Origin of the sequence: Pedobacter sp. AK017, from assembly GCF_014200825.1 — a bacterium.
Classification (GTDB): domain Bacteria; phylum Bacteroidota; class Bacteroidia; order Sphingobacteriales; family Sphingobacteriaceae; genus Pedobacter; species Pedobacter heparinus.
This window is the reverse complement of the sequence record NZ_JACHCW010000002.1, coordinates 82,605-106,973: the sequence shown is the minus strand read 5'-3', so window position 1 is coordinate 106,973 and position 24,369 is coordinate 82,605. Positions and strand designations below refer to the sequence as shown.

Below are 24,369 nucleotides of genomic sequence, written 5' to 3'. Positions count from 1 at the left end.
CTATTCATGGCTGTCAACCAACTTTGGTATCCTGCTGGGCGTATCTGTACCTTTCACAATGCTGATGGCACTTTTTGCAATTGCTTTAATGGTGTACAGGATGTTTAAAGTGTCTAAAGTGCTGTACTCATCTTTTACGGTATGGTAAAATTCATCCTTATCAATCTGATCTGTACTGATGGTATGTGCCGGTACACCCAATGCCGCTAAAGTGGCGTTGTCGCTCCGGTAAAAGAGATTTTGCTGTGGGTATGGGTCAGGATGAAAGGTAAATTCGGTGCCGGCAAGGTTTTTCTGCAGTATTTTTCCAAAATCAGATTTGTCGTAGCCGGTAATAAAAGCGGTGTTTTTTCCGAACTTACTTTCCTTGCCGATCATCTCTATGTTAAACATGGCCGTTACCTGCTCAGGATCCAGTTTTTTGGAGAAATATTTGGAGCCAAAGCCTCCGATTTCCTCAGCGGTAAAGGCGATAAATACCAGTGTACGTTCATTATTGTTTAAAGCCTTATAATATTTTGCCAAAGCAATTACGGCTGTTATACCCGATGCATCGTCATCTGCACCATTGGCAATGCTGTCCTGCAAATCGCCTTTTACTATGCCCAGGTGATCGTAATGTCCCGAAAAAACAACAATTTCATTGGCCCTGGATTTTCCGGGGATCATGCCTGCTACATTAAACAAAGGCCTTTTATCTGTCGAATCTTTATAAAACGTTTGCCGGTAACCGGTTTCTCCCTTTAAAGGCTGTAATCCAATGGCTTTAAATTGCTGTTCAATAAAGGTGGCGGCTTTGTCAATACCCGGGGTATATAAACCACGGCCCTGCATGTCGTCGCTGCTCAGTGTTTTGATCAGGTGATCAACATATCCGGCAGTAATAATTTTATTGATGTCCTGGGCCCGGGATAGCTGGGCCGACAGTACAATAAGCAGGGCGAAGCAGATCTTTCTCATTGTTCGTATAGTTTATGCTTTCTTTTTTCAATTTCGGTATGTACGCGTGTGTCATGTACCCCGTCTATTACCGCTGTTTCATAATCTTTGTCCTTATCAGACTCATATACCTGGGTTTCTTCGGTATTTTCTACCGACCTGTCGTAAGGCCCCCGGCTACTCATCAGTTTTACAAAAACGGGCAGGCATTCGAAAAATATGAATAATAATCCAATAAAAGTTACAGCCAGATAAGTACTGGTATCGCGCGTGCCATCGCGGTTAAAGCTCAGCTGGCCCAAAGCCCAGTTGCGGTCGGCAAAACCGGCTAGGCTGGTCAGGCTGTCCAGTTGCTTTCCGGTGTATAGTTTTTCTGTCATCAGCCCATCAAATTCTTTTCTGCCGGCTACAAACGCTTCCTGTGAGCGTACGCTGGCCGTTAAGGTATCTAATTCCTGTTCACGTTGTTTCAGCTCAGCCTCTTTTCTTTTGGCATAAGGCCCATAGCCCATAATGCCCGAAGTTTCTTCAGTCTTATTTCCAAAAATCTCGAAATTCAGTTTTTGCCGGTCTGCCTTTATGGCGCTGGCCATAGTATCCCTTTGGGCTTTACTCTCATTCAGTTTGCCCATTTCTATCCGGTATTTATTTTCAAAAGCGGCATTCAGGGTGTCAATTTTTGAACGCTGGTTGTTCAGGTAACTTACCTTTAAACGCTCTTTGATCTCTTTGTCAAATATTTTAAGCTCCAAGGGGCGCGATATCACCACCCCAATCATAATGGCAAGCAAAATACGTGGGGTAGCCTGTAAAATCTGCTTATTGGTACTGGCATTTTTGTTGATGCTGGACACGATATACCTGTCCATGTTAAAAATGGCAAGACCCCAGATCAAGCCAAAAAACAGGGCAAAAAAGACAGCCCCGCTATCGCCCTTAAAAACGAAATACATGGCATAGCCACCAGATAAGGCCGCAAACAGGCCGGTAAAAAATATGGTAGCGCCAATGCCAATGTATTTGTTGTGTTCTGTAGGGTGTTTTTCCAATGTAGAAAGATGCGCACCAGAGCAAAACCAAAAGAAACGGGATATCGCATTCATGATATAATGGTCAGATTAATAAGCTTACCATTTAAACGCACGGGGCCTCAAGTTGTTACAGAATTTTTTGTAAAGCTGTACAGAATTGCTGATAATTATCACTCTGATGTATTTTTAGCCACAAACATTCCCTATGACAAGTGATTTAATTATCTTTGAAAAAATCAAATGACATGATAAAAGAAATAACCGTTGAGGAGCTTAAAGAAAAGATTGACAATAAGGAAGATTTTCAATTGATCGATGTTAGGGAAACATTTGAATATGACACTTCAAATCTGGAGGGCCTTAACATACCTTTGGCCGGCATTTTAATTGAAGCAGATAAAATTGCGCAGGACAAACCTGTAATTATTCATTGCAGAAGCGGAAAAAGAAGTGCAGCTGCTGTAATGCAGCTGGAACAGCAACTGGGTTTAACCAATTTATATAACCTGAAAGGTGGAATTCTTGCCTGGCAGGAAGCTTTTGATCCTGAAATGCCTGTTTATTAAGCATGGGAAAGAAAATTGCATTGAACGTTTTTTATAACCTGGGCCTTATTGTTTCCATTTTTGGCATCGTATGGGGTTATAACAATACTAAGTATCTGGCCATCGCCTTGTTTGTGGCTACGGCTGCATTTTTCCTTTACTTAAAATTGAAATTGGTAAAAGAAATGCGCGAAAACCTTAAAAGGAAGTGAACAAAGAGGGCTTTATGCCTTCAAGACCCAGTCCCGGCAACTGATTGAAAAGATATTTACCTTCAAGCATTGCCGGGGCCTTAAAAGGATTGTTGCTGGTTAACCAGGGCCCATCCAGATCGGCCCAGTCGCACAAAGGGGCAAGTGCCATCCCCGCCTGGGTAGCACAGGAGGTTTCGCTCATGCAGCCAATCAGTACTTTCATACCAAATGACTTTGCTTTCAGGATCATCTGATGACCTTCATACATACCTGTACTCTTCATCAGTTTCATATTAATGCCATGATAAGCCCCTTTCAGCGTATCCATATCGGCCAAACGTTGTACGGCTTCATCGGCTAAAATCGGGATCGGGCTGCGGGCAGTAAGCCAGGCATTGCCATCCAGATCGGCCTTATCCATAGGTTGTTCAATTAGCTGTACGCCCTGGTCATGCAGCCAGTAAATCATATCTATAGCCTGTTTTTTATCAGCCCAGCCCTGGTTGGCATCTACATACAAAGGCAGGTCGCTTACACTCCTGATCGTATGGATCAGTTCCTTATCATTGTCCCTGCCCAGTTTTATTTTTAACACTTTGAAACCTTTGGCATCGGCAACCTTTTCCTTGATGACCTCTGGCGTATCAATACCTATGGTATAAGAAGTAACCGGCATTTTAACCGGGTCAGCGCCATAAATTTCATAGCAGGGCTTATTCAGCAGCTTTCCGTTAATGTCGTTTAATGCTATATCTATTGCCGCTTTGATGGCAGGGTGGCCCTTTTCTATACTGTCCAGATAGGCAATGATCTCTTCAAAATTAAAAGGATGAACAAACCGGCCCCAGTCTACCTGCTTCAAAAACTTAACCGCAGTTTCTTCACTTTCGCCCATGTATGGCACCATAGAAGCTTCTCCATAGCCCTCTATATTTTCATAGCTTAGCCTGATCAGCATAACCGGAGTGCTGGTACGGGAAAATTTGGCAATTGCAAAAGGGTGTTTCAGTTCCAGGTTATAAGCGGTATAAGCAAGTTTCATTGGAAAATAAGGTTTTGGTAATTTAAAGGTTATAAAAAAAATGCCAGGGGCTAATGTAAAAATAATATACCTAATATTGTGCCTTTATGAGCAGCATGATATACCAGCCTTTTAAAAATTTCGACTTTAAATATAAAAACTGTTTTTTAAGTGGCGATACATTCCCCTCGCCAGTTGAAGAACTCAATATCCTGCCGGCATGGCTGCTGGAAGTGGCCAATTTTAGTGGCGAAGAACAGATTAAATTGCTTGACGAAAGTGTGCGTTCCTATAATGCTTTAAAGGTTCCCTGCAATACTGAGGTTCGGGATCATTTTATACAACCCCTGGAAGAGAAAATTGCTGCAGCATTTGCAAAAGGTTATGAAGGGGTTTCGCAGCTGGATGAAGTTGATCTTTTTAACTGGATTGGCAAGTTTATGTACAGCCTGATCTATATAGAAATGAATGCTGCGGTGCGTTTGCAGCAGCTAAGTGCCGATGGGCTAAACATGTCGCAGGGACTGATGCACAAATTTGGGAACCTGAACACCATGATCCAGGGCATTTACCTGGATGTGGTATTTGAAGATTTCGTGCCCTGGTCTGTCGTGGTGGTGCCCCTTGAAAATAAAGAAACAGCTTTCAGCTTTAGGGACGAGATCAATACACTTACTTTCTCTTTAAAACTGAAGGACTTTGGCATCATTGCCTGTTTACAGGACAATGGCACCAATAAAAAATATCACCGGGAAGTCCTGGACCAGATCGGCAACACGGCTTTGTCGGCCGAGCAGTTTGAAGAGCTTTGTGCGCGCTTTTTTTATTCGGCATACCTGTTTAACCGATTGCCCGAATATGCCGTTATGCCTGTTGAAGGATCGATATACATTGATGCCATGCCGCTAAAAGGCACACTGAATAAGGCGCTGTTTGACCACTGGCAGCATAAAACCTATGCCCAGGTGCTGCAGGATTTCTGGAAACCATGGGGGCATACGCTGTTCGAGATCATTAAAGACCCGACAAAGCCCATGAGCTATTTTAACCCGCCAGCATTACCCGAAACCAATTAAAAAATAAGGTTACCCGATTTTAGCCAGCAGCTGACCAATGAAATGAGGGATTGTTCCGGGCACTACCAATACGGTAACAATCATTCCTGCCAGTGCACCAAAAAAGTGTGCATCGTGGTTAATGTGGTCTCTGGCATTTTTAGAGGCATACACACAATAAACCAGGTACAGTGGCCCAAAAATAATTGCCCAGATGCGAATGGGTATCGGAAATATCATCATGCTGGAAAAAGGCTGAAACAGGATGAAGCTGAACAATACCCCGCTGATGGCGCCGGAAGCACCGAGGCTGTTGTACCACATGTCATTCTTATGTTTCATTACCGATGGAATATCGCTCAGTATCAGGCTTAAAAAATATACGGCCCCAAACTGCCATGAACCGATCATTGCCTCCAGCTGGAAGGCAAAGAAAAAGAAGGTCATCATGTTGAAGATCAGGTGCATCCAGTCGGCATGAATGAGTCCGCTGGTAATCAAAGTATACACTTTATACCTGCGTGAAACGCTATAGGGATGCAGCATAAATTTGCCATACAGGCCATTGTCGTTAAACGCGTAAATGCTGGTGACTATAGTAAAAAGAAAGATGATCGAGGCAACAGGCGTATGTATTAAATATTCCATTTCTGATGATTTCCCGCTAATATAGGGATTTTATAGAGAGGCCCATCGGTCCGAAGTAATACTTAAGGCCAATAGAAACATAGGTATATACATCAGGTTTGCCGCTTTTAAATTTAATTGGCGAATCGTTATAGCCATCCAGTCCCTCGCCCAGGGTAACATTGGCCTGGTAATTCAGATTGAGGCCATAGCGGGTATAGCCACTACGGTCCATGAAGTTAAAGGCAATGCCCAGGTTTAAAGGGACCACCAGATCTTTGGAGCTGTCGCTTCCCGGAAATACATATCCATTGGGATCGTTCGGCTTTTCCCTCACCACAAACTTCATCTTATTCATGATTACACCAGCACCAGCACCAACATATAGTCCTTTTATGGCATTGGTAAAACCACTCCTGTCGTAATCGATGAGGGCACCCAAATAGAGTTTGGCATTCAGTGCAAAGGCTTTGTAGCTGTTTATAAACTGGCGGTTGTTGGGGTCAGTATTGATGTCGCCCCCGTTAATTTCACCCATCTGACCTTCAATACCCATACTTACAAAGGGCGTAAAATAATAATCGAAAGAGCCATAACCGGCGAGCCCGTAATCGTGTTTGTTCAAATCAGCAAACGACTGGGTAACTCCTAATCCGCCGCCTATTCCCAGTTTGTAAAAGTTAGATTGTGCTGCGGCGCTTACATATAATAATGCGGACAGTAAGAGGGTTAAAGTTGTTTTCAAGTGATCTTCATTAAATTTTTAGGCAAAACTATAATCTTTACATAACTTTGAATTTTCATAAGAGTATGCTAATTTATATAAATAAAAATAAATCCCTTCAAAATAGATTTACAAAATACGTTCAAATCGACACACAGTCAGACCCTTCCTCGCCAACCGTACCTTCTACTGAAAAGCAAAAGGATCTGGGCAGGGTGCTGGTAGCTGAATTACTGGAGATGGGAATAGCAGACGCACACCTGGATGAGTATGGCTATGTTTATGCCACTATACCATCCAACTCCGACAAGAAAGTTCCGATAATCTGTTTCTGCTCACACATGGATACCTCACCGGATTGCAGCGGCTATGGTGTAAAGCCGGTGATCCATGAAAACTACCAGGGGCAGGACCTGGTACTGCCAGACGATCCTTCTGTTGTTTTAAAAATGGCAGAACATCCCGACCTGAAACACCAGATCGGGAATGACATCATTACTGCCAGCGGTACCACTTTGTTGGGGGCCGACAATAAAGCGGGCCTTGCAGAAATTATGGAGGCTGCCGCATTTCTGATGAAAAACCCGGAGCTGAAACATGGCACCATCAAAATATTGTTTACACCGGATGAAGAAATAGGACGTGGTGTAGATAAGGTGAACCTGGAAAAGCTGGGAGCCGATTTTGCTTATACCATTGATGGGGAAACGCTGGGTTCTATTGAAGATGAAACCTTTTCGGCTGATGGGGCTGTGCTTAGCATTAGAGGGGTAAGTGCACATCCCGGCTTTGCCAAAGGAAAAATGGAAAGCGCCATTAAAATATTGTCTGATGTGATCAGTGCTTTGCCTGCCGATTGCCTTTCACCAGAGTCAACAGAAGCCAAGGAAGGCTTCATTCATCCGGTCAGTATCAGCGGTAATGTAGAGCAGGCCGAGGCCCGGTTTATCCTGCGGGCTTTTAACGATGAGGAGCTGGCTGCAAACGGAGAACTGCTGGACGCCACAGTCCAGAACATCATAGAAGACTTTCCAAACTCAACATACGAGCTGAAGATCACTGAACAATACCGCAATATGAAACAGGTGTTGGACCAATACCCTCAGGTAATTGAATATGGTATAGCAGCCATAAAAAGGACGGGTATTAGGCCTAAACAACAAAGCATAAGAGGTGGTACAGATGGTTCACGCTTGTCCTTCATGGGTTTGCCCTGTCCGAATATCTTTGCCGGAGAGCACGCCTTTCATGGCAAGCAGGAATGGGCATCGGTGCAGGATATGGAAAAAGCGGTAGAAACAATTGTCAATATCGCCACCATCTGGGAAGAAAAAGCCTGATTGATCAGGCCAGTGTTAACCTGGCCAGGTACTGGTCCGAGTCATCTTCAAAGATGATATCGGTGTGCCATCCGGTTTGAGTGGCCAGCTCAGTAAGTGTTTGCTGATCTACATAGATCCATTTAAACCAATTGCCTTTAAGACTTTTGTATTCATATCTGAAACTTACTTCACCAAAATAGCCTTTTTCGGGAAAGGGGATCTCCAGGTACAGGTAAGAAAGGTCGGAGCTGTCGAAAACCAGCTGTCCGTCTTCGTTGATCAGTTTTTTGACCTCTTGCAGAAAAGATTTTAGCCCCGCAACAGAGCCAGTAAGGCCAATTCCATTCATCATAAACAACAGGGTGTCGTATTTGCTGCTCCCTTCAGGCAGTCTGTAGGTTAGGATATTCCCTTCAATGGCCTGCTTTAGGCCGCGCTGTTTCATAATGCTTACTGCAGCTGCCGAGATGTCCATTCCACATACGTTAATCCCCCTTTTTTGCAGAATTAAGGCATGGCTGCCCACGCCGGCACCCACATCAAGTACTTTTCCCCTGCAAAGGTCAAGCGCTTTGAGCTCCAGCTCGGGCATCTCGTTTTCATTCCTGAAATAAATATCGACAGGCATTTCTTCGGGTTCATCGTAAGAATTGTGTACCCATAAGGTTTCTGCAGGTGGTTTTATAAACTGATCTTTTAAGGCTTCTCCAAAAACGTCCATGCCGCGAATTTATGGAAATTACAGCTCAAATTCCTGATGGTATTCCGGAATGGATACATTTTTAAAGCCCGCATTTATGATCCGTTGTGCAAATTTTTGCTGTACTTCATATTCTCCATGTACCAGGAACAGGCGTTTAACCTTTGCAGGATCCTGAACAGACAAGAATTGCAGCAGGTCTTCATAATCTCCATGCGCGCTCATAGATTTAATGGCCCCCACTTCGGCAATAACATCATATTCCTGCCCAAATAGCCAAACCCTTTTCTGTCCCGCCATTAACCTGCCCGCTAGCGAGCCAGGGCTGGCATAACCCACCATTAAAATGGTGTTTTTCTTGTCGCTGATGTTGTTCCTGATGTGGTGCCTGACCCTGCCACCTTCGGCCATTCCTGAGGAAGAAATGATCACACAAGGATGCATGTCGACGTTTAGGGCTTTGGATTCTTCCACACTTTCTATGAAGCGCAGACCTTTAAAGCCAAAAATATCCTGATCAACCTTCAGGATCTCTTTTACCCCGTTGTTGTAAACCTCGGGGTGGCTCCTTAATACTTCTGTAGCTTCCATAGAAAGCGGACTGTCTACATAATAAGGTATTGCGGGCAGTTTATTTTTTAGCTCCAGGCCGTTCAGGGCATATAAAAGTTCCTGGGTACGGCCAACACTAAAGGCTGGGATGATCACTTTTCCTTTTTTTTCTATACAGGTGCGGGTAATTACCTGCAGCAGCATATCTTCTATCGGGTCCAGGTCGGCATGCAAAGAATCGCCATAGGTAGATTCCATCAGGATATAATCTGCCTGGGGAAAGGTTTGCGGACTTTTAAGCAGCAGGTCGCCATAACGGCCAACATCGCCGCTAAAGGTAATACGGGTTGTTGTCCCGTTTTCATGGAGCTGTAAATGAACGGCAGCGCTGCCAACAATGTGTCCGGCATCCGTAAACCTTAGGGTAACGTCCGGATCTATGCTAAAGTCCTGATCGTAAGGTATGGTTTTAAACTGGCTAAGGGTTTGTTCTACATCCTTGTCGGTATATAAAGGCATTTCCTGATCTTCCACACGCCGGATCTTTTTGTTGGCGTATTCAGCATCCTGCATCTGGATCTTTGCCGAATCGAGCAGTAAAATCCGGGCCAGGTCTCTGGTGGCTGGTGTACAATATACCGGACCGTGAAAGCCTTCTGCTACCAGACGGGGCAATAGTCCACAATGGTCTATATGGGCATGCGACAGGATCATATAGGTTACCTTTGCCGGGTTAAAACCAAAAGATTCGTTCAGGCCGTCGGTCAGGTCTCCCATGCCCTGAAACAGCCCACAATCCAGCAGTATTTGCACACCCTTGTCCAGGGGAATGAGGTGTTTACTGCCGGTTACCGCACGCGCGGCACCATGAAAAGCAATTTTCATTAAATAGTATTAGTGGTTAAAGGGAATTATGCGCGTACTTTTGAAATGGTGTCTTTAACCTGATCGGTTACATCAGCCAGTTTTTCTTTGGAAGCATCTAAAAGGTCACAAAACCAGTCCGACATTTTATCTTTTACATCTCCTGTTTTATCTGACGATAATATTAAAGCTATAGCAGCACCTAAGGCAGCGCCAGCCAATACACCTGCAATTATTTTAGTTTCTTTCTTCATCGTGATAATTTTAAATGATTTATACGCCGGGGCATTATGCCCTATCTGTTTGTAAGATAAACAAAAATGGGGCCGAATGGTTTAAGGTTCCGGACTAATTCATAAAAAAAGCCACGTAATATTTACATTACGCGGCTCGTTCATAGGGATGTGATGATATTATTTTACATTTGTGCCTTCAAACTTGAACATAGCATCCTGAAAGTTGTTGACCAGGGACATTTCTATAGTTCCGTTAGACTGAAAAGAGAATATAACTACCCTGCTGCTTCCAGATGAGGACATATACTGTTTAGTTGCATCCGAATAGATAAAGTTTGAAAATGTTAAAGCGGTAAAATTACCATATTCCTGTCCGCTTACCGGCTCGATAACAACCTCATTGGCCGCTTTTCTGGTTACTTTAATTTTTGTATTGTTGAAGTCAACATTACCAACAGATAGTTTACCTTGATAGGTCTGCGATACTTCCACAGATTTATCTGCGCCATCTGGTGATTTGTCTTTGTCCTTGCTGCATGCAGCGAAAATAGTAATGAGTAATAAAATTGGATAGATGATTGCTTTTTTCATAAAAGATTAAAAGTGTAAGGTTAAAAAATAATTAACCATGGCATTGGTAAAAACTGTGCCAAAGGGTAGGTACACATATGGTTTTTCTTTCAGATTTCTGCAGCTTTAACTTTTGGTTTATTTTAAATGTATTGACAATTAGCAAGCTGTGGCTAGGGTTCTCTTTGTAGGATAATTTGATTTTTTAAGCAGGAATGTGTTTTTGGATTGGGAAATGTAGCTAAAAACAAACAGGGACCACCTGGCGGTGCGTCCCTGTTATAAGATGGTTGATCCACCACAGATCAACCTAAACCAAACAAACTGCAACTATAACGGAGAATATTGCGGAAAAGTTTTGCGCTGATATGTAAATATAATTTCCTGACAATATAATGACAGGAGGGGTGAGTTTAAAGTTTGATGTTCCTATTGGGCTCAAAGGGCCTTTGGTGCAGCCTGGGTTGGGCTTTGCTAGGCTAGAGGTATCTTTTTTCCCAGCAAGCCCTAACTAAGCCCCCAATCAACCTTCCTGATGTGGTAAGTAGGGCTGATTAATTCTGGTTTGATTAGTTTTTCGGTAAAACAATAAATGCAAGTTTAAACTAAGTTAACCTAAACATAAAACCTTCTGAACAATTAAAACGTTTACTTTAAATAACTTAGGACATAACTTAAAACTATCATTATGAATATTCAGGAAGTAGCTGACAAATTGGTACAGCTTTGCCGTGAAGGCAAAAACGATCAGGCCATTGATGAACTATATGCCGGCAACGTAGTAAGTAAAGAGCCAAAAGGTTCGCCGATGGAATTCACAGAAGGTAAAGATGCCGTCAAAAACAAAACCTTACAATGGGAAGAAAGTGTTAAAGAAATACATAGTGCTTCATGCTCGGACCCTATCGTTGCCGATAACCACTTTTCTATTGTTATGAATATAGACGCAACCTATAAAGAACATGGAAGAATGGCGATGAGCGAGATTTGTGTTTATGAAGTAAAGGATGGGAAAATCGTAGCCGATGAATTCTTCTACCGCATGAATGGTAAAAAATAAATATCTATTCAACTGTTTGACAATTAAATATTTCTCTCTATCTTTGCAGTCCCTAAAAATTAGGGGGAATAAACAATTGTTAAACAAATTAAATACAAGCAAGTGAATACGTTAAGTTACAAAACTGTCTCTGCCAATGCAAAAACTGTTAACAAACAGTGGGTTGTTGTGGATGCTGAAGGCGAGATTTTGGGGCGCTTGTCATCGAAGATCGCTATGATCATCCGTGGTAAAAACAAGCCTGAGTACACCCCACACGTAGACTGCGGTGATAACGTTATTGTTATTAATGCAGACAAGATCAAGTTGACCGGGAATAAATTTTCTGAGAAAGTTTACATCTCTTATACTGGTTATCCAGGTGGTCAGCGTTTCATTTCTCCAAAAGAGTTAATGGCGAAACATCCTAAGCGTGTTATCGAGAAAGCTGTTCGTGGTATGTTACCTAAAACTAAGCTTGGTGCAAAATTGTTCACCAACCTTTTTGTTTATGCAGGTGCAGAACATCCTCATGCGGCGCAATCACCAAAAACCATTAAACTTTAATTAAAGAAGAAATGTCAGTTACAAACACTTCAGGAAGAAGAAAAACAGCTGTTGCACGTATCTATTTAAAAGAAGGCAACGGCACCATTACCGTAAATGGTAAAGACTACAAAGTATATTTCCCAACATTGCCTTTGCAATACATTGTTAACCAATCGTTCGAAGTTTCTGAACTTGTTGGTCAGTATGATGTAAATGTAAACGTAGCAGGTGGTGGCGTAAAAGGTCAGGCAGAAGCAGTTCGTTTGGCTATCGCTAAAGCTATTGTTGAATTAGATGCTGAGAAAAAACCAGCATTACGCGCTAAAGGGTTAATGACCCGTGATATGCGTATGGTTGAACGTAAGAAACCAGGACGCAAGAAAGCACGTAAGAAATTCCAATTCAGTAAACGTTAACCTTAAGGAGACAAAACAATGGCAAGAACTACATATCAAGACTTATTGGATGCAGGTGTACACTTTGGTCACCTTACCCGTAAATGGAACCCAAAAATGGCCCCATATATTTTCATGGAGCGCAACGGTATCCACATTATAGATTTAAATAAAACTTTAACTAAAACTGAAGAAGCTGCTTCAGCGATCAAACAGATCGTAAAATCTGGTCGTAAGATCTTATTTGTAGCGACGAAGAAACAAGCTAAAGAAATTGTTGCTGATCAGGCGAAAAAAGTAAATATGCCTTACGTAACCGAGCGTTGGTTAGGTGGTATGTTAACCAACTTTGCTACTGTACGCAAGTCGATCAAAAAGATGTCTAACATCGATAAAATGACTAAAGACGGTACTTATTCGATCCTTTCTAAGAAAGAGCGTTTAATGATCCAGCGTGAGCGTATCAAATTGGAAAGCTTATTGGGTGGTATTGCAGACTTAAACCGTTTGCCAGCTGCTATCTTTTTAATTGATGTTAAAAAAGAGCACATCGCTGTTAGTGAAGCGTTGAAATTAAACATTCCAACTTTTGCAATGGTAGATACCAATTCTGATCCTTCAAACATCGATTTCCCAATCCCTGCGAATGATGACGCTACTAAATCGATCTCTTTAATTACTGATGTGATCATCAAAGCAATTGAAGAAGGTTTAGATGAGCGCAAACGCGAAAAAGATGAAGAAACCGAAAAAGAAGCTGTAGCTGCTAAAGCTGCTGCTGATGCCCCTGAAGCTGCTGCTCCTGGTGCAAGAAGGAAAAAAGTTGAGGCTGAGACCGAAGAAGGTACAAGCGAAGAAGCTTAAATAATATAATATGGGTTGTATGTTGTGCGTTGCAGGTTCTACTTACAACAATCTGCGTACAACCCTTAATTTTTTGATAAAAACTTAAAAAGAATTAAAATGTCGACAGTACAAATTTCTGCAGCTGATGTAAACAAATTGCGCCAACAAACTGGTGCTGGTATGATGGACTGTAAAAAAGCATTGATCGAAGCGAACGGTGATTTCGAAGCTGCGGTTGATTATTTACGTAAAAAAGGTGCTAAAGTTGCTGCTTCCCGTCAGGATCGTGATTCTAACGAAGGGGTTGTTATTGCTAAAGCTACTGCTGATGGCAAACGCGGTGTAGTAGTTGAACTGAACTGCGAGACCGACTTTGTGGCTAAAAATGCTGATTTTGTTGCTTTGGCCAATACATTTACTGACCTGGCTATCGATAAAAATCCTGCTTCTTTAGAAGAGCTGTTAGCTTTAGAGGTTGACGGACAAAAAGTGTCAGATATCATTGTTGAAAACACAGGTAAAATCGGTGAGAAAATCGGTATCTCTAAATTTGAAACCGTTACTGGTGATAAAGTTGTTCCTTACATTCACGGTAACTACCGTTTAGGCGTATTGGTTGCTTTAAACCAGGCTGGTGCAGGTGTTGAGGAAGCCGGTAAAGATGTGGCTATGCAGATTGCTGCAATGAGCCCTGTTGCCTTAGATAAAGCTGATGTGGATGCTACTACTATTGAGCGCGAAACTGAAATTGCTAAAGAGCAGATCCGTGCTGAAGGTAAACCTGAGGAAATGGTAGAAAAAATTGCTGCCGGTAAATTAAATAAATTCTACAAAGACAGTACTTTGTTAAACCAGGAATTTGTTAAAGATTCATCTAAGGATGTACGTGAATTCTTAAACGATGTTTCTAATGGTTTAACTGTTGTTGCGTTTAAACGCGTACAATTAGGAGCTTAATACTTAGTTAATTTTTTTAGAAGAGCCTTCTGTTTTCAGGAGGCTTTTTTTTTGTTTTATATTTGATGGTATAAATCGGATAACCGCTATGATCGCAATCACCAATTGTAAGCTCTTCAAAGAGGGGCTGCTGTCAGCAGACCAGCATGTACTTATAGAAAATGGAAAAATCACGAAAATTTCCAATGAAACCATTCCAGATGGGTTTGAGCGTATAGATGCCAGGGGTGATTACCTTTGTCCTTCTTTTATAGACCTGCAGATCTATGGCAGTGGAGGCCAGCTTTTTTCGGCCTATCCGACAGCAGATACCTTAAAACAAATGGACGCAGACCTGATTGGAAAAGGCACTACTGGTTTCCTGGCCTGTGTGGCCACCAATAGCATGGAAATCGTTTACCAGAGTATTGATGCAGCCAAAGCTTATCGTGCGGAAGCCCGGGGTTTTTTAGGCCTGCACCTGGAAGGACCATATCTGAATCCTAAACGCAGGGGCGCACATATAGCAGCTTATATCCATAAAGCCAGTTTAGATGAGGTGAAACGTTTGCTGGACCATGCTGATGGCACGGTAAAGATGATGACCCTCGCTGCAGAACTTCAGGACGAGGCGGTGATCAGCTGTTTACTGGAACATGGTGTGCTTTTATCACTTGGACACAGTGATGCCAGCTTTGCTGAAGCTACTGCTGCTTATAACAATGGATTTAAGACGACTACGCATTTGTTTAATGCCATGCCGCCCATACATCACCGGACGCCAAATTTACCTGTTGCTGTATTTAACCACCCCAGTGCAATGGCCAGTATCATAGCGGATGGCAACCATGTGGATTTTGAGGTGGTAAAAATGAGCCATAAACTGATGGGCGACCGCTTATTTTTAATTACAGATGCGGTAACGGAATGCGATACCGGTCCTTATCAGCATCAGCTGTCCGGCGAAAAATTTATTACAGCAGATGGCACGCTTTCTGGCTCTAATATCACCCTGGTCCAGGCAGTACAAAATTGTGTAAAATATTGCGAAATTCCATTGTATGACGCGATAAACAAGGCTTCAGCATTGCCTGCGGGTTTAATGGGACTGTCTGATGAAATCGGTTCTTTGAGCGTGGGCAGCAGGGCTAACCTGCTGCTGCTGGATGCTGAACTTCAGCTCCGTAAAGTTTTTGTGGACGGTTTGTAGATTTCGACGCTTGTTAATTAAAACAAATTGGTATTTTTGGCCTCATGAAGTATAAACGGATCCTACTAAAATTAAGTGGCGAATCGCTGATGGGCGATAAGCAGTATGGTATTGATAACGAGGTAGTAAGACAATATGCGGAAGACATCAAAGCGGTACACGATGAAGGTCTTGAAATAGCAATTGTGATTGGTGGTGGTAATATTTTTAGAGGTCTGAGTGCTGAAAAATCGGGTATGGACCGTGCCCAGGCCGATTATATGGGCATGTTGGCCACTGTAATTAACAGTATGGCACTGCAGGATGCCCTGGAAAAAGTTGGCCTGAAAACCAGGCTCCTTACTGCCATAAAAATGGAACAGATCTGCGAGCCGTTTATCCGTCGCAGGGCAGTGCGCCACCTTGAAAAAGGGCGTGTTGTTATTTTCGGAGCGGGTACCGGGAACCCTTACTTCACAACAGATTCGGCTGCAGCGCTTCGTGCAATTGAAATTAAAGCAGATGTAGTATTGAAGGGGACACGTGTGGATGGAATCTATACGGCGGACCCGGAAAAAGACCCTACGGCCACAAAATATTCAGAAATATCTTTTAAAGAAGTTTATGCCAAAGGCCTGAATGTGATGGATATGACCGCCTTTACACTTTGTGAAGAGAACAACCTTCCGATCATTGTTTTTGACATGAACAAAACCGGTAATTTTATGAAAATAGCAAATGGTGATGGGATTGGTACGCTTGTAAGGAGCTGATGCTAAATAAATTTTATATTTTTGGTTAAATTTAATAATTATGAATGACCTCATAAAGAAACAATTACAAGATGCTCAGGCCACTATGGAAAAGGCTATTTTGCATTGCGAAGCTGAACTGACAAAAATTCGTGCAGGTAAAGCTTCGGCAGGAATGCTGGATGGCATCATGGTTGATTATTACGGAAATCCAACCCCTTTGAGCCAGGTGGCAAGTATCAATACTCCTGATGCGCGTACCTTAATTGTACAGCCATGGGAAAAGACCCTGCTTACACCTATAGAACGCGCCATTATGGAAGCAAATATAGGCATCAACCCCCAAAATGACGGTATTGTTATACGTCTGGTGGTTCCCCCGCTGACAGAAGAACGTAGGAAAGACCTGGTGAAAAAAGTGAAGGAAGAAGCCGAAAGAGGTCGCATTACTGTTCGTAACATCCGCAAGGATGCCAACGAAAAGATCAAAAAACTGAAAGGCGAAAGCGTTTCTGATGATGAGATCAAAACCGGTGAAGCTGAAGTGCAGAAGATCACGGATGCCTATATCATCAAAGTTGATAAACATGCAGAAGCAAAAGAAAAAGATATCATGACAGTTTAAAGATTATAATCTACTTGTAAATTAAAGGGAATGAAGAGAATGCTTCATTCCCTTTCTTTATTTTTGACAGCTATTTTTTAATAATCTACGCAAACCCCATATATGAAAATCTTGTTCAGCTATTTAAAAAACTATAAAGGTCTGATCGTATTGGCCTTGTTTCTGGCGGCGGTTAACCAGATATTTTCTTTTCTTGACCCCTACGTATTTCGCCTCATTATTGATAAATACGTAACCAATTATAAGAATTTTACTACAGATGAATTTATAAAAGGTGCAGGTGTACTGATCTTGCTGGCCATGGGGGCCGCAATGGTATCCCGTATTGCCAAGAACTTTCAGGATTATTATGTAAATGTAATTACACAGCGCCTGGGTGCAAAGATTTATTCTGATGGTCTGGCCCATTCATTAGATTTGCCCTATCAGGTGTTTGAGGATCAGCGAAGCGGAGAAACGCTGGGCATACTACAGAAGGTCAGACTGGATACCGAAAAGCTGGTGCAGGCCGCAATTAACGTTTTGTTTACCAGCATCATCGGAATTGTATTTGTTACGGTTTATGCCATATCTGTATATTGGGTAATAGCAGTGGTCTATTTCTCGGCCATTCCCTTATTGGGTTTTTTGAGCTCCTTTTTAAGCAAACGGATTAAACGTGTGCAGAAAAATATTGTGGCTGAAACCACTTCCCTTGCAGGCTCTACCACAGAATCCCTGCGTAACATTGAGCTGGTAAAAAGTTTGGGTCTGGCCAAGCAGGAGATCAACAGGTTAAACAGCACTACAACCAAAATATTGGGCCTGGAACTTAAAAAAGTAAAGTACATCAGGAGCCTGAGTTTTATACAGGGAACATTTGTGAACCTGCTGCGCAATGGCCTGCTCTTTTTAATGATGTACCTGATCTTTGCAGGACGCATTACCGTAGGAGAATTCTTTTCGCTGTTTATCTATTCCTTCTTCATTTTTGGGCCTTTGCAGGAACTGGGCAACATCATTAATATTTACAGGGAAACTGAAGTCTCGCTGAACAATTTTGAACGCATCATGTCCATCCCGAAAGATAAGAAACCTGAGCGTCCGGCCACACTTACTAAAATAACAGAACTGGAATTTGAAAATGTGGGTTTTAAGCATCAATCGGCCAATACCAATGCCCTCAACAACATCAGCTTTAAAACCGGAATAGGAGAAACAATTGCTTTTGTTGGCCCTTCCGGTTCAGGAAAAACAACCCTGGTTAAACTACTGGTTGGATTGTACGGCCCTAAAACGGGTGACATAAAATACAATGGCATTCCGGGAATAAATATAGACCTGGATGTACTCCGGGAAAAAATAGGCTTTGTAACGCAGGATACGCAATTGTTTTCAGGAACCATCAGGGAAAACCTGCAGTTTGTAAGGCCAGGGGCATCCGACGAAGAATGTATGCGGGTATTGCATCAGGCTGCCTGCCAGAACCTGCTGTCCAGAGCTGATAAGGGGCTGGATACAGTAATTGGTGAGGGTGGGGTTAAGGTGTCAGGTGGCGAGAAGCAGCGTTTATCAATAGCCCGTGCCTTGTTGCGTAAACCGGATATCCTGGTTTTTGATGAGGCCACTTCATCACTGGATTCTTTAACTGAAGAAGAGATTACTGCTACCATTCGAGAGGTGTCGGATATAGATAACCACATTACCATTTTAATTGCGCACAGGCTGTCTACCATTCGTCATGCCGACCGCATCTATGTGCTGGAGAAAGGAAATGTGATAGAGGAAGGTACCCACAATGATCTGGTTGCGCTCAATGGGCTGTATTATGCCATGTGGAGACAGCAGATCGGGGAAAGGCAGGAGGTTTAACCAGCTGGTTTATGAGCCGGCGCTTAAGCCCTTTGTTCGTTAATTTCATTAAGGCTTAACCTGAGCAGGTTTTTTGTTTTTAAGTAAGTAAGTCCGGCCACCACTATGGTCATGCTGCCCCCAAATACCACTGCCGGAACAGTCCGCATCAGTTTGGCCGTTAAACCCGATTCAAAAGCCCCTATTTCATTAGAAGAGCCGATAAACATGCTGTTCACTGCCGATACCCTGCCCCGCATCTCATCGGGTGTAAGCAACTGCATGATGGTAGAACGGATAAGGACACTCACACTATCAAAGGCTCCTTCCATAAACAAAAAGAATAAGGTGAGGTAAAAGTTTTTAGAAATGCCATAACAAATGATGCTCGTGCCAAAGCCGGTTACCGCGATAAGCAGATTTCTCCAGGGCTTGTTCATAGGTGAAAAGCGGGTCATGGCCAGCATGGTAATCACCGCCCCCGCAGATGCAGCAGCCCGCATAAAACCCAGCCCTTCAGACCCCACTTTGAGAATATCGTTCGCAAAAACCGGCAGCAGCGCAACGGCTCCGCCAAAAAAAACAGAAAAAAGGTCAAGGCTCATGGCGCCCAGCATCATTTTGTTTTTAAATACAAATTTTACACCTTCTGTAAGACTTTTGACAATGTTTTCTTTAGGGATGAACCTAGCCGGGATTGGTTTTAAAAGGAAAATGAAGCAGAGTGCAACAAGGATGAAGGCAATGATAACGGCATAAGTGACAGTTACACCAAAGAAAGCATAAATCAGCCCACCTACCGCAGGGCCCAGAATTGAAGCGGTCATATAGGCCGAGCTGTTCCATGTACTGGAATTGGGGTATAGCGCCTTAGGCACAACCTGTCCCATTACAGAAAAAGCAGCCGGACTGTAAAAGCCCCTGGCTATGCCAATCCCAAAGATCATCAGGTACATGACTGGGACTACATAATTTGCCGGCACATACGCGTGCATTTGCGGAATGGTAACCAGCATCATTACAAAGGAACAAAGGAATACGGTAATGAAAATTTTCATGAGCAAGCCCCTTTTCTCAGATTTATCGGCTACATAGCCTCCATACAAGGCAATGCCAATAGATGGAATGGCCTCACAAAGGCCTACCAGGCCCAGGGCCAGCGGATCTTTTGTCAAATGATAAATATGGAATCCGATGATAACGGCCTGCATCTGATAGCCAAACGTAAAGAAGAACCGCATACCCATATAATATCTGAATTCTTTGAGCCGTAAGGCTGCGTAAAGGTCGGGCTTTTCTGTTATGACTGTATGATCGTCCAAGGGTAGATACTTTAAACAAAGCTAAAAAAAGTATTTACATGATTCTGTCATAAAATGAGAGATAGGCCTCCCGCATATCATCTGCCCGGTTAATGGCAGCAGAGGCCGCGATACCAAAAATACCAGTATTCATTAAAGGGTCAATGTCGTTAGCTGTTATGCCCCCAACTGCCAGTACAGGTAAATCTATTACCTTTTCCTTCAGCAGGCCCATCGCTTTACGATAGCCTTCAATACCAAGTAAGGGCAGGTCGTTGGGTTTGGTAAGCGTGGTATAAAAGGGGCCAAAACCGGCATAGTCGGCACCTTCAGCGGCCAGTCTGATCAGGCCCTCAACCGTGTTTGCCGATCCGCCAATGGTCAGGGCTTCACCCAGTTGCTGCCTGAGCTTCACAAAATCAGCAGCCATATCTTCGATATGAAAACCCTGTATGTCGGCCATGCCGTTCAGGTGCACATGATCTGTAACGATCAGGGTGGCTCCCCAGTCGTCACAGATCTCGGCAATGGCATTGATATCAGCGAGCAGCTCATTGTCATTTTTGGTTAAGCAACGGTATTGTATCCATTTTGCACCTGCAGTACAGGCAATCTGCGCCTGTTCCAGGTGGCTTAAGTGTTCAATATCATGCGTAATAAAATGGAGCTTCTCGATGAACTTCTTCATAACCGGGTTAAAATTTCAGGTTCAGCGAAAGTAAGAAATTTGTTCCGGCCTGAGGGAAATAAAAGTTTTCTGTTAGCATGCCCCATGGATAAATGGAGCTATAGGTATAGCCATTGCTCTCATATTTTTTATCCAGGATATTGTTGATCAGCAAGCCGATATTGATATTTTTTATCCCCTTTAAATTAAAATCATAGCCCAGCCTGGCATTGTTTACCCAGTAGGCATCCAGTTTACGGCTTTCATTCTGTGTATTGTCCATGTACTGTTTGCTTACATATTTGCTTTGCAGGGCCATTGCAAAGCCACTAAGCGGCTTGTAAACCAGCTCTCCGAACAATACGGTGTTGGGTGAGAAGGAAATATCAGGATTGGCATAGCTGGTAGCCTGTACATTGATCAGGTCAAAATTGGCATCATATACTGAAACGTAATCTATGTAATTTTTGATCTTGTTCCGGCTTAAGGCCGCATTGGCATTGATGATAAACTTTGGGCTAATGCTATAGGATCCATCTATTTCAAGTCCCATACGGGAACTTTTATCTACATTCTGTCGGTAAGGGTCTCCTCCATCATTCACCTCTCCAGTGAAAATAAGCTGGTCTTTATAGAACATTCCATAAACATTGATGCCCACATTAAAGTCTTTGTCTGTAATGCGGTAGCCTGCTTCAACATTATTTAAATGTTCTGATTTTGGAACGGGCAGCCCTGCCTTAAGATTGCTGAAGTCGTCGCGGTTTGGTTCTTTGTTCCCCACACTAAAGGATGCGTAAACGTTACTTTGTTGATTTATAAAATAAGTGGCACCAACTTTAGGATTGAAAAAATTGTATTTATTATGGAAATCAAGAGTGTTGCGATTTTTATCAAGGCCGGTAATGTCGTAATTTACATTTCTATACTGAAGATCAGCAAATAAGCTGAGCTGGCTTACAGGAGAATAATTCACCTTAGCATAGGTGTTAAAATCATCTTTATTTCCTTTTCCATCATAGTAATGATAATCATTTGCAGCAGTTGAAGCATATTGGGCCCAGATGATCTGGCCAAAGTGTTTACCTCGGTATTGATTATACGCACCACCTAAGGTAATGTTTAAGTTGGACGAGGGGACGTAATTGAACGCGTAGGTAAGGCCGTAAAAGTCATTGTCCAGCCAGCGGCGGCGAACCAGGTTGGTTTTGCTAATGGGGCTACCACCAACACTTACATCCGGCAAACCATACTTGCTAAACTTCTGGTCGTTCTTATATTCTTCAAAATAACCGGCGCCATCGGTATAGTGCAGGGCCCCGTTAAACGAAAATTTTTCGTTCAACTGCCTGGCATATAAAGCCTGGTAATGGCTTTGGGTATAATTGTCGTTCTGGTCTTTATAAGTAAACTGGTTATAAGTTCTGTTGTTGGAATTGAACAGGTTTGCACGATCGGCATCTGTATAATACAGATAACCCAGGTTGTTGTTGTAGTGCTCTTCCAGGGCTACCAGGTCTCCCCTTAATTTTGCTTCGGGAACACCGTTCCAGGCCTGGTAGGTTTTTTCCTGTCCCGAAAATACATTGATGCGCAACAGGTCTTTTTTACCGTAATAGGCGCCCGACAAAAAGTATGATTTCAGGTCGGAAGCCGCCCGGTCTATAAAACCATCCGATTTTATCCTGGATAAACGCCCGTCAAAGCTCCATTTGTTGTCGATCATCCCTGTTCCAACCTTAACGGTATTTTTTAAAGTATTAAATGAGCCATAAGCGTTGTTCAGTTCGGCATAAGCCTGATCGGCAACAGATGCTGTTTGTATATTTACACTGCCACCAAAAGCACCTGCCCCATTGGTAGAGGTACCCACTCCGCGCTGGATCTGTATATTATCTACCGAAGAAGCAAAATCTGGCATGTTTACCCAAAAGGTACCCTGACTTTCGCTGTCGTTATAGGGAATGCCATTTACGGTCACATTTACCCTGCTGGCATCGCTGCCCCTTATCCTGATGCCGGTATAGCCCACACCTGCACCTGCATCCGAAGTGACCACTACACCCGGTGTATTGTTCAGTATAAAAGGCAGGTCCTGGCCAAAGTTGTTTTCTTCAATTTCTTTTTTACCGATGTTTTTATAGGTGGTGGCCGATTTTTCATTGGCACGCGTGGCCCTTACAATTACTTCATCCGCAAGGAAGGCAGCGGGGGCCAATGTTATGTCTACTACTGCATCAGCATTTAAACTGACTGCCTTTTCTGTACTCCGGTAACCAATATAACTTACAATAAGCACATAATTCCCTGCTTTCAGGTTGTTAAAACGGTACTGCCCATGGGCATCGGAAGTAAGGCCTGTCCCTTTGTTTTTGAGCCTTACAGAAGCGCCCGGTAGTACCTGGTTTGATTTTTCGGATACAGTTCCCGAAATGCTGAACTGTGCCATTGATAGCAATGGCAGCATCAGCACAGTGAACACTGCGATAATTGATCTTTTCAATTTGCTTGATTTTAAATAATTTTCCATAACTCTTGTCCCTCCGCCGGCATTATCCGGATCAGGTGTTTATATCTGTTTGGAGATATAATGGGTATACTCTCAGCCTGTTTTCGTGTTTTTTACAAAACAAGGCACCCCTTTTTGATGAAGCAAAGGTAAAGCTTATTTTATCAATAGCAAACTTTCTACAGCAGCAATGGCATTGTCCAGCCGGTTTTCCTGACCGCCTATCACTATGTAGGTTGCATTTAAAGCTTTAAGTTCCTTATGCCATACCTGCATAAAATGCTCGCGTTTATGAGGGAAATCGCGCAGCGGATCTTCCTGCCAGGGCAGGTCGATGTCCATCAGTAAATAAAGGTCATAATGATAGCAGGGCAGGGCATCCAGCACTACCTGAGGCGTTTCGCCAAAAACCTCATCGCTCCATATTTTTACCGTCAGAAAGGTAGTATCACAAAAAATGAAGTCTTTTTCGGCAATAGACAATATCGATTCTTCCAGGGCTACCTGTCCGTGAAACATATTGGTCTCATCCTGTAAGTTACAGGGTTCGGTTAGGGCTGCACAATAATACCGCGCATATTCGGGCACCCAAAGTGTTTCGTAATGCCTGGCCAGCTGTGCAGTAATGGTCGATTTACCCGTGCTTTCCGGGCCTACAATGGCAATTTTTTTAATGTTCCTGTTCACGGTAAATCTTCCTCCAGTCCAAATAACCAACAATTGCAATATAAACATATAATGCATACATCACAGCTGTAGCATACAGGTCTTTCGACACGTACATCCCTACATAAATGATGTCTGCAAAAATCCAGATCAGCCAGTTCTGTATCACCTTACGGGCAAGAAATACCTGGGCAACCAAACTGCAGGCGGTACAAAAACTATCAATAAAAGGGAAAGAAGCATCTGTATTTTTATGCAGCAGCTGCCCCAGCAGGAAGGTGAAAACGACAACGCCAATTGCAGACAGCAGCATTTCTTTTTGGGTAATGTGCGCTATCGGTCTGGAGGCAGCCGGGTTGTTCCTGTTTTTGCTCCAGTAATACCAGCCGTATACATTCATAAAAAAGAAATAAAACTGCAGGCCCATATCGGCATACAATTTCGATTCAAAGAAAATAAAGATATAGATGATTACACTTACAATTGCAATAGGCCAGCTGTAAATGTTGTTCTTGGCCGCCAGCCATACACAAAGTATACCGGTAAACACACCAAACCACTCCAGGGCCCCGGTTTGAATAAAAAATTGAGTAAAGCTGTCCTTCAGTAATTCAATCATCGCCCAAAAGTACTAAATGGATCTTGCATGGTTTAAAACAATCCGGAATATTGTTTGTCTATAAAT

At 42.9% G+C, this 24,369-nt stretch carries 27 protein-coding genes; 13 read left to right on the top strand and 14 right to left on the bottom strand.

The features are described from left to right. Both HDC92_RS03520 and HDC92_RS03515 read right to left on the bottom strand, forming a co-directional pair. Positions 1–960, bottom strand: a complete 960-nt coding sequence (locus HDC92_RS03520; RefSeq protein WP_183872371.1) for a M20/M25/M40 family metallo-hydrolase — start codon at positions 958–960, stop codon at positions 1–3. Next, the gene (locus HDC92_RS03515; RefSeq protein ID WP_183872369.1) at positions 957–2,042 is read right to left on the bottom strand and encodes a DUF4407 domain-containing protein; all 1,086 of its coding nucleotides are present in this window, start codon (positions 2,040–2,042) and stop codon (positions 957–959) included. The genes HDC92_RS03520 and HDC92_RS03515 overlap by 4 nt, the downstream gene beginning before the upstream one ends. A gap of 176 nt (positions 2,043–2,218) precedes the next feature. Between HDC92_RS03515 and HDC92_RS03510 the strand changes: the two genes are divergently transcribed. After that, the gene (locus HDC92_RS03510) at positions 2,219–2,536 is read left to right on the top strand and encodes a rhodanese-like domain-containing protein (protein WP_183872715.1); all 318 of its coding nucleotides are present in this window, start codon (positions 2,219–2,221) and stop codon (positions 2,534–2,536) included. A gap of 2 nt (positions 2,537–2,538) precedes the next feature. After that, positions 2,539–2,727: a DUF6358 family protein gene (locus HDC92_RS03505; protein WP_012780275.1), complete on the top strand. Its 189-nt coding sequence runs from the start codon at positions 2,539–2,541 to the stop codon at positions 2,725–2,727. On the opposite strand, the gene HDC92_RS03500 is transcribed toward HDC92_RS03505, so the two are convergent. After that, entirely contained in the window at positions 2,714–3,751 is a 1,038-nt protein-coding gene (locus tag HDC92_RS03500; protein ID WP_183872367.1) for a dipeptide epimerase, read from the bottom strand. The genes HDC92_RS03505 and HDC92_RS03500 overlap by 14 nt on opposite strands. A gap of 86 nt (positions 3,752–3,837) precedes the next feature. Between HDC92_RS03500 and HDC92_RS03495 the strand changes: the two genes are divergently transcribed. Further along, positions 3,838–4,806 (top strand): hypothetical protein, encoded by a 969-nt coding sequence (locus tag HDC92_RS03495; protein WP_183872365.1) that lies wholly within the window; start codon positions 3,838–3,840, stop codon positions 4,804–4,806. A gap of 9 nt (positions 4,807–4,815) precedes the next feature. Here HDC92_RS03495 and HDC92_RS03490 read toward each other — a convergent pair whose 3' ends face one another. Together HDC92_RS03490 and HDC92_RS03485 are read right to left on the bottom strand one after the other, a co-directional pair. Continuing rightward, entirely contained in the window at positions 4,816–5,433 is a 618-nt protein-coding gene (locus HDC92_RS03490; RefSeq protein ID WP_012780278.1) for a rhomboid family intramembrane serine protease, read from the bottom strand. 16 nt (positions 5,434–5,449) lie between these two features. After that, a complete protein-coding gene (locus HDC92_RS03485) occupies positions 5,450–6,157 on the bottom strand; it encodes an outer membrane beta-barrel protein (RefSeq protein WP_183872363.1) in 708 nt (235 codons plus the stop codon). A 65-nt stretch (positions 6,158–6,222) separates the two neighbouring features. Between HDC92_RS03485 and pepT the strand changes: the two genes are divergently transcribed. Beyond that, entirely contained in the window at positions 6,223–7,476 is a 1,254-nt protein-coding gene (pepT, locus tag HDC92_RS03480; protein ID WP_183872361.1) for a peptidase T, read from the top strand. Positions 7,477–7,480: 4 nt separating this feature from the next. On the opposite strand, the gene HDC92_RS03475 is transcribed toward pepT, so the two are convergent. The 4 genes from HDC92_RS03475 to HDC92_RS03460 form a co-directional block, all read right to left on the bottom strand. Further along, entirely contained in the window at positions 7,481–8,179 is a 699-nt protein-coding gene (locus HDC92_RS03475) for a class I SAM-dependent methyltransferase (protein WP_183872358.1), read from the bottom strand. A gap of 18 nt (positions 8,180–8,197) precedes the next feature. Further along, positions 8,198–9,595, bottom strand: coding sequence for an MBL fold metallo-hydrolase RNA specificity domain-containing protein (locus HDC92_RS03470; protein WP_183872356.1), 1,398 nt, complete (start codon positions 9,593–9,595; stop codon positions 8,198–8,200). A gap of 26 nt (positions 9,596–9,621) precedes the next feature. After that, a complete protein-coding gene (locus tag HDC92_RS03465) occupies positions 9,622–9,828 on the bottom strand; it encodes a YtxH domain-containing protein (RefSeq protein WP_012780283.1) in 207 nt (68 codons plus the stop codon). 159 nt (positions 9,829–9,987) lie between these two features. Next, a complete protein-coding gene (locus HDC92_RS03460; RefSeq protein WP_183872354.1) occupies positions 9,988–10,401 on the bottom strand; it encodes a hypothetical protein in 414 nt (137 codons plus the stop codon). A 667-nt stretch (positions 10,402–11,068) separates the two neighbouring features. On the opposite strand from HDC92_RS03460, the gene HDC92_RS03455 reads away from it, so the two are divergent. From HDC92_RS03455 to HDC92_RS03415, 9 genes are all read left to right on the top strand, one after another. Continuing rightward, positions 11,069–11,440: a nuclear transport factor 2 family protein gene (locus tag HDC92_RS03455; protein WP_183872352.1), complete on the top strand. Its 372-nt coding sequence runs from the start codon at positions 11,069–11,071 to the stop codon at positions 11,438–11,440. Between the two features lie 102 nt (positions 11,441–11,542). Next, on the top strand, positions 11,543–11,986 hold the full coding sequence (gene rplM, locus HDC92_RS03450; RefSeq protein ID WP_012780289.1) for a 50S ribosomal protein L13: 444 nt from the start codon (positions 11,543–11,545) through the stop codon (positions 11,984–11,986). Positions 11,987–11,997: 11 nt separating this feature from the next. Next, the gene (rpsI, locus tag HDC92_RS03445) at positions 11,998–12,384 is read left to right on the top strand and encodes a 30S ribosomal protein S9 (protein ID WP_012780290.1); all 387 of its coding nucleotides are present in this window, start codon (positions 11,998–12,000) and stop codon (positions 12,382–12,384) included. An 18-nt stretch (positions 12,385–12,402) separates the two neighbouring features. Continuing rightward, on the top strand, positions 12,403–13,227 hold the full coding sequence (gene rpsB, locus HDC92_RS03440) for a 30S ribosomal protein S2 (protein WP_012780291.1): 825 nt from the start codon (positions 12,403–12,405) through the stop codon (positions 13,225–13,227). 99 nt (positions 13,228–13,326) lie between these two features. Continuing rightward, complete coding sequence (tsf, locus tag HDC92_RS03435) at positions 13,327–14,166, top strand: translation elongation factor Ts (protein WP_183872350.1); 840 nt, start codon at positions 13,327–13,329, stop codon at positions 14,164–14,166. Between the two features lie 88 nt (positions 14,167–14,254). Then, complete coding sequence (gene nagA, locus HDC92_RS03430; protein WP_183872348.1) at positions 14,255–15,355, top strand: N-acetylglucosamine-6-phosphate deacetylase; 1,101 nt, start codon at positions 14,255–14,257, stop codon at positions 15,353–15,355. 44 nt (positions 15,356–15,399) lie between these two features. Continuing rightward, positions 15,400–16,107 carry a UMP kinase gene (gene pyrH, locus HDC92_RS03425; RefSeq protein WP_012780294.1) on the top strand — a complete coding sequence of 236 codons (708 nt, stop codon included), beginning with the start codon at positions 15,400–15,402 and terminating at the stop codon, positions 16,105–16,107. A gap of 40 nt (positions 16,108–16,147) precedes the next feature. Further along, positions 16,148–16,711 (top strand): ribosome recycling factor, encoded by a 564-nt coding sequence (frr, locus tag HDC92_RS03420; RefSeq protein ID WP_012780295.1) that lies wholly within the window; start codon positions 16,148–16,150, stop codon positions 16,709–16,711. Between the two features lie 102 nt (positions 16,712–16,813). Then, positions 16,814–18,562 carry an ABC transporter ATP-binding protein gene (locus tag HDC92_RS03415; RefSeq protein ID WP_183872346.1) on the top strand — a complete coding sequence of 583 codons (1,749 nt, stop codon included), beginning with the start codon at positions 16,814–16,816 and terminating at the stop codon, positions 18,560–18,562. Between the two features lie 23 nt (positions 18,563–18,585). Here HDC92_RS03415 and HDC92_RS03410 read toward each other — a convergent pair whose 3' ends face one another. The 5 genes from HDC92_RS03410 to pnuC all read right to left on the bottom strand — a co-directional run bounded on the left by HDC92_RS03410 (position 18,586) and on the right by pnuC (position 24,303). Then, positions 18,586–19,863, bottom strand: a complete 1,278-nt coding sequence (locus tag HDC92_RS03410) for an MFS transporter (RefSeq protein WP_012780297.1) — start codon at positions 19,861–19,863, stop codon at positions 18,586–18,588. Between the two features lie 34 nt (positions 19,864–19,897). Next, positions 19,898–20,530, bottom strand: coding sequence for a thiamine phosphate synthase (locus tag HDC92_RS03405; protein ID WP_183872344.1), 633 nt, complete (start codon positions 20,528–20,530; stop codon positions 19,898–19,900). 7 nt (positions 20,531–20,537) lie between these two features. Further along, positions 20,538–23,039 (bottom strand): TonB-dependent receptor, encoded by a 2,502-nt coding sequence (locus HDC92_RS03400; RefSeq protein WP_012780299.1) that lies wholly within the window; start codon positions 23,037–23,039, stop codon positions 20,538–20,540. 135 nt (positions 23,040–23,174) lie between these two features. Beyond that, on the bottom strand, positions 23,175–23,705 hold the full coding sequence (locus HDC92_RS03395) for an AAA family ATPase (protein WP_183872342.1): 531 nt from the start codon (positions 23,703–23,705) through the stop codon (positions 23,175–23,177). Further along, positions 23,689–24,303: a nicotinamide riboside transporter PnuC gene (pnuC, locus tag HDC92_RS03390; protein WP_012780301.1), complete on the bottom strand. Its 615-nt coding sequence runs from the start codon at positions 24,301–24,303 to the stop codon at positions 23,689–23,691. The genes HDC92_RS03395 and pnuC overlap by 17 nt, the downstream gene beginning before the upstream one ends. Between the last annotated feature and the right edge of the window lie 66 nt (positions 24,304–24,369).

What these genes read in the sequence shown, in the direction of transcription:
- HDC92_RS03520 (WP_183872371.1), bottom strand. Translation starts at nt 960, where the DNA reads ATGAGAAAGATCTGCTTCGCCCTGCTTATTGTACTGTCGGCCCAGCTA.
- HDC92_RS03515 (WP_183872369.1), bottom strand. Translation starts at nt 2,042, where the DNA reads ATGAATGCGATATCCCGTTTCTTTTGGTTTTGCTCTGGTGCGCATCTT.
- HDC92_RS03505 (WP_012780275.1), top strand. Translation starts at nt 2,539, where the DNA reads ATGGGAAAGAAAATTGCATTGAACGTTTTTTATAACCTGGGCCTTATT.
- HDC92_RS03500 (WP_183872367.1), bottom strand. Translation starts at nt 3,751, where the DNA reads ATGAAACTTGCTTATACCGCTTATAACCTGGAACTGAAACACCCTTTT.
- HDC92_RS03495 (WP_183872365.1), top strand. Translation starts at nt 3,838, where the DNA reads ATGAGCAGCATGATATACCAGCCTTTTAAAAATTTCGACTTTAAATAT.
- HDC92_RS03490 (WP_012780278.1), bottom strand. Translation starts at nt 5,433, where the DNA reads ATGGAATATTTAATACATACGCCTGTTGCCTCGATCATCTTTCTTTTT.
- pepT (WP_183872361.1), top strand. Translation starts at nt 6,223, where the DNA reads ATGCTAATTTATATAAATAAAAATAAATCCCTTCAAAATAGATTTACA.
- HDC92_RS03475 (WP_183872358.1), bottom strand. Translation starts at nt 8,179, where the DNA reads ATGGACGTTTTTGGAGAAGCCTTAAAAGATCAGTTTATAAAACCACCT.
- HDC92_RS03470 (WP_183872356.1), bottom strand. Translation starts at nt 9,595, where the DNA reads ATGAAAATTGCTTTTCATGGTGCCGCGCGTGCGGTAACCGGCAGTAAA.
- HDC92_RS03465 (WP_012780283.1), bottom strand. Translation starts at nt 9,828, where the DNA reads ATGAAGAAAGAAACTAAAATAATTGCAGGTGTATTGGCTGGCGCTGCC.
- HDC92_RS03460 (WP_183872354.1), bottom strand. Translation starts at nt 10,401, where the DNA reads ATGAAAAAAGCAATCATCTATCCAATTTTATTACTCATTACTATTTTC.
- HDC92_RS03455 (WP_183872352.1), top strand. Translation starts at nt 11,069, where the DNA reads ATGAATATTCAGGAAGTAGCTGACAAATTGGTACAGCTTTGCCGTGAA.
- rpsI (WP_012780290.1), top strand. Translation starts at nt 11,998, where the DNA reads ATGTCAGTTACAAACACTTCAGGAAGAAGAAAAACAGCTGTTGCACGT.
- rpsB (WP_012780291.1), top strand. Translation starts at nt 12,403, where the DNA reads ATGGCAAGAACTACATATCAAGACTTATTGGATGCAGGTGTACACTTT.
- tsf (WP_183872350.1), top strand. Translation starts at nt 13,327, where the DNA reads ATGTCGACAGTACAAATTTCTGCAGCTGATGTAAACAAATTGCGCCAA.
- nagA (WP_183872348.1), top strand. Translation starts at nt 14,255, where the DNA reads ATGATCGCAATCACCAATTGTAAGCTCTTCAAAGAGGGGCTGCTGTCA.
- pyrH (WP_012780294.1), top strand. Translation starts at nt 15,400, where the DNA reads ATGAAGTATAAACGGATCCTACTAAAATTAAGTGGCGAATCGCTGATG.
- frr (WP_012780295.1), top strand. Translation starts at nt 16,148, where the DNA reads ATGAATGACCTCATAAAGAAACAATTACAAGATGCTCAGGCCACTATG.
- HDC92_RS03415 (WP_183872346.1), top strand. Translation starts at nt 16,814, where the DNA reads ATGAAAATCTTGTTCAGCTATTTAAAAAACTATAAAGGTCTGATCGTA.
- HDC92_RS03405 (WP_183872344.1), bottom strand. Translation starts at nt 20,530, where the DNA reads ATGAAGAAGTTCATCGAGAAGCTCCATTTTATTACGCATGATATTGAA.
- HDC92_RS03400 (WP_012780299.1), bottom strand. Translation starts at nt 23,039, where the DNA reads ATGGAAAATTATTTAAAATCAAGCAAATTGAAAAGATCAATTATCGCA.
- pnuC (WP_012780301.1), bottom strand. Translation starts at nt 24,303, where the DNA reads ATGATTGAATTACTGAAGGACAGCTTTACTCAATTTTTTATTCAAACC.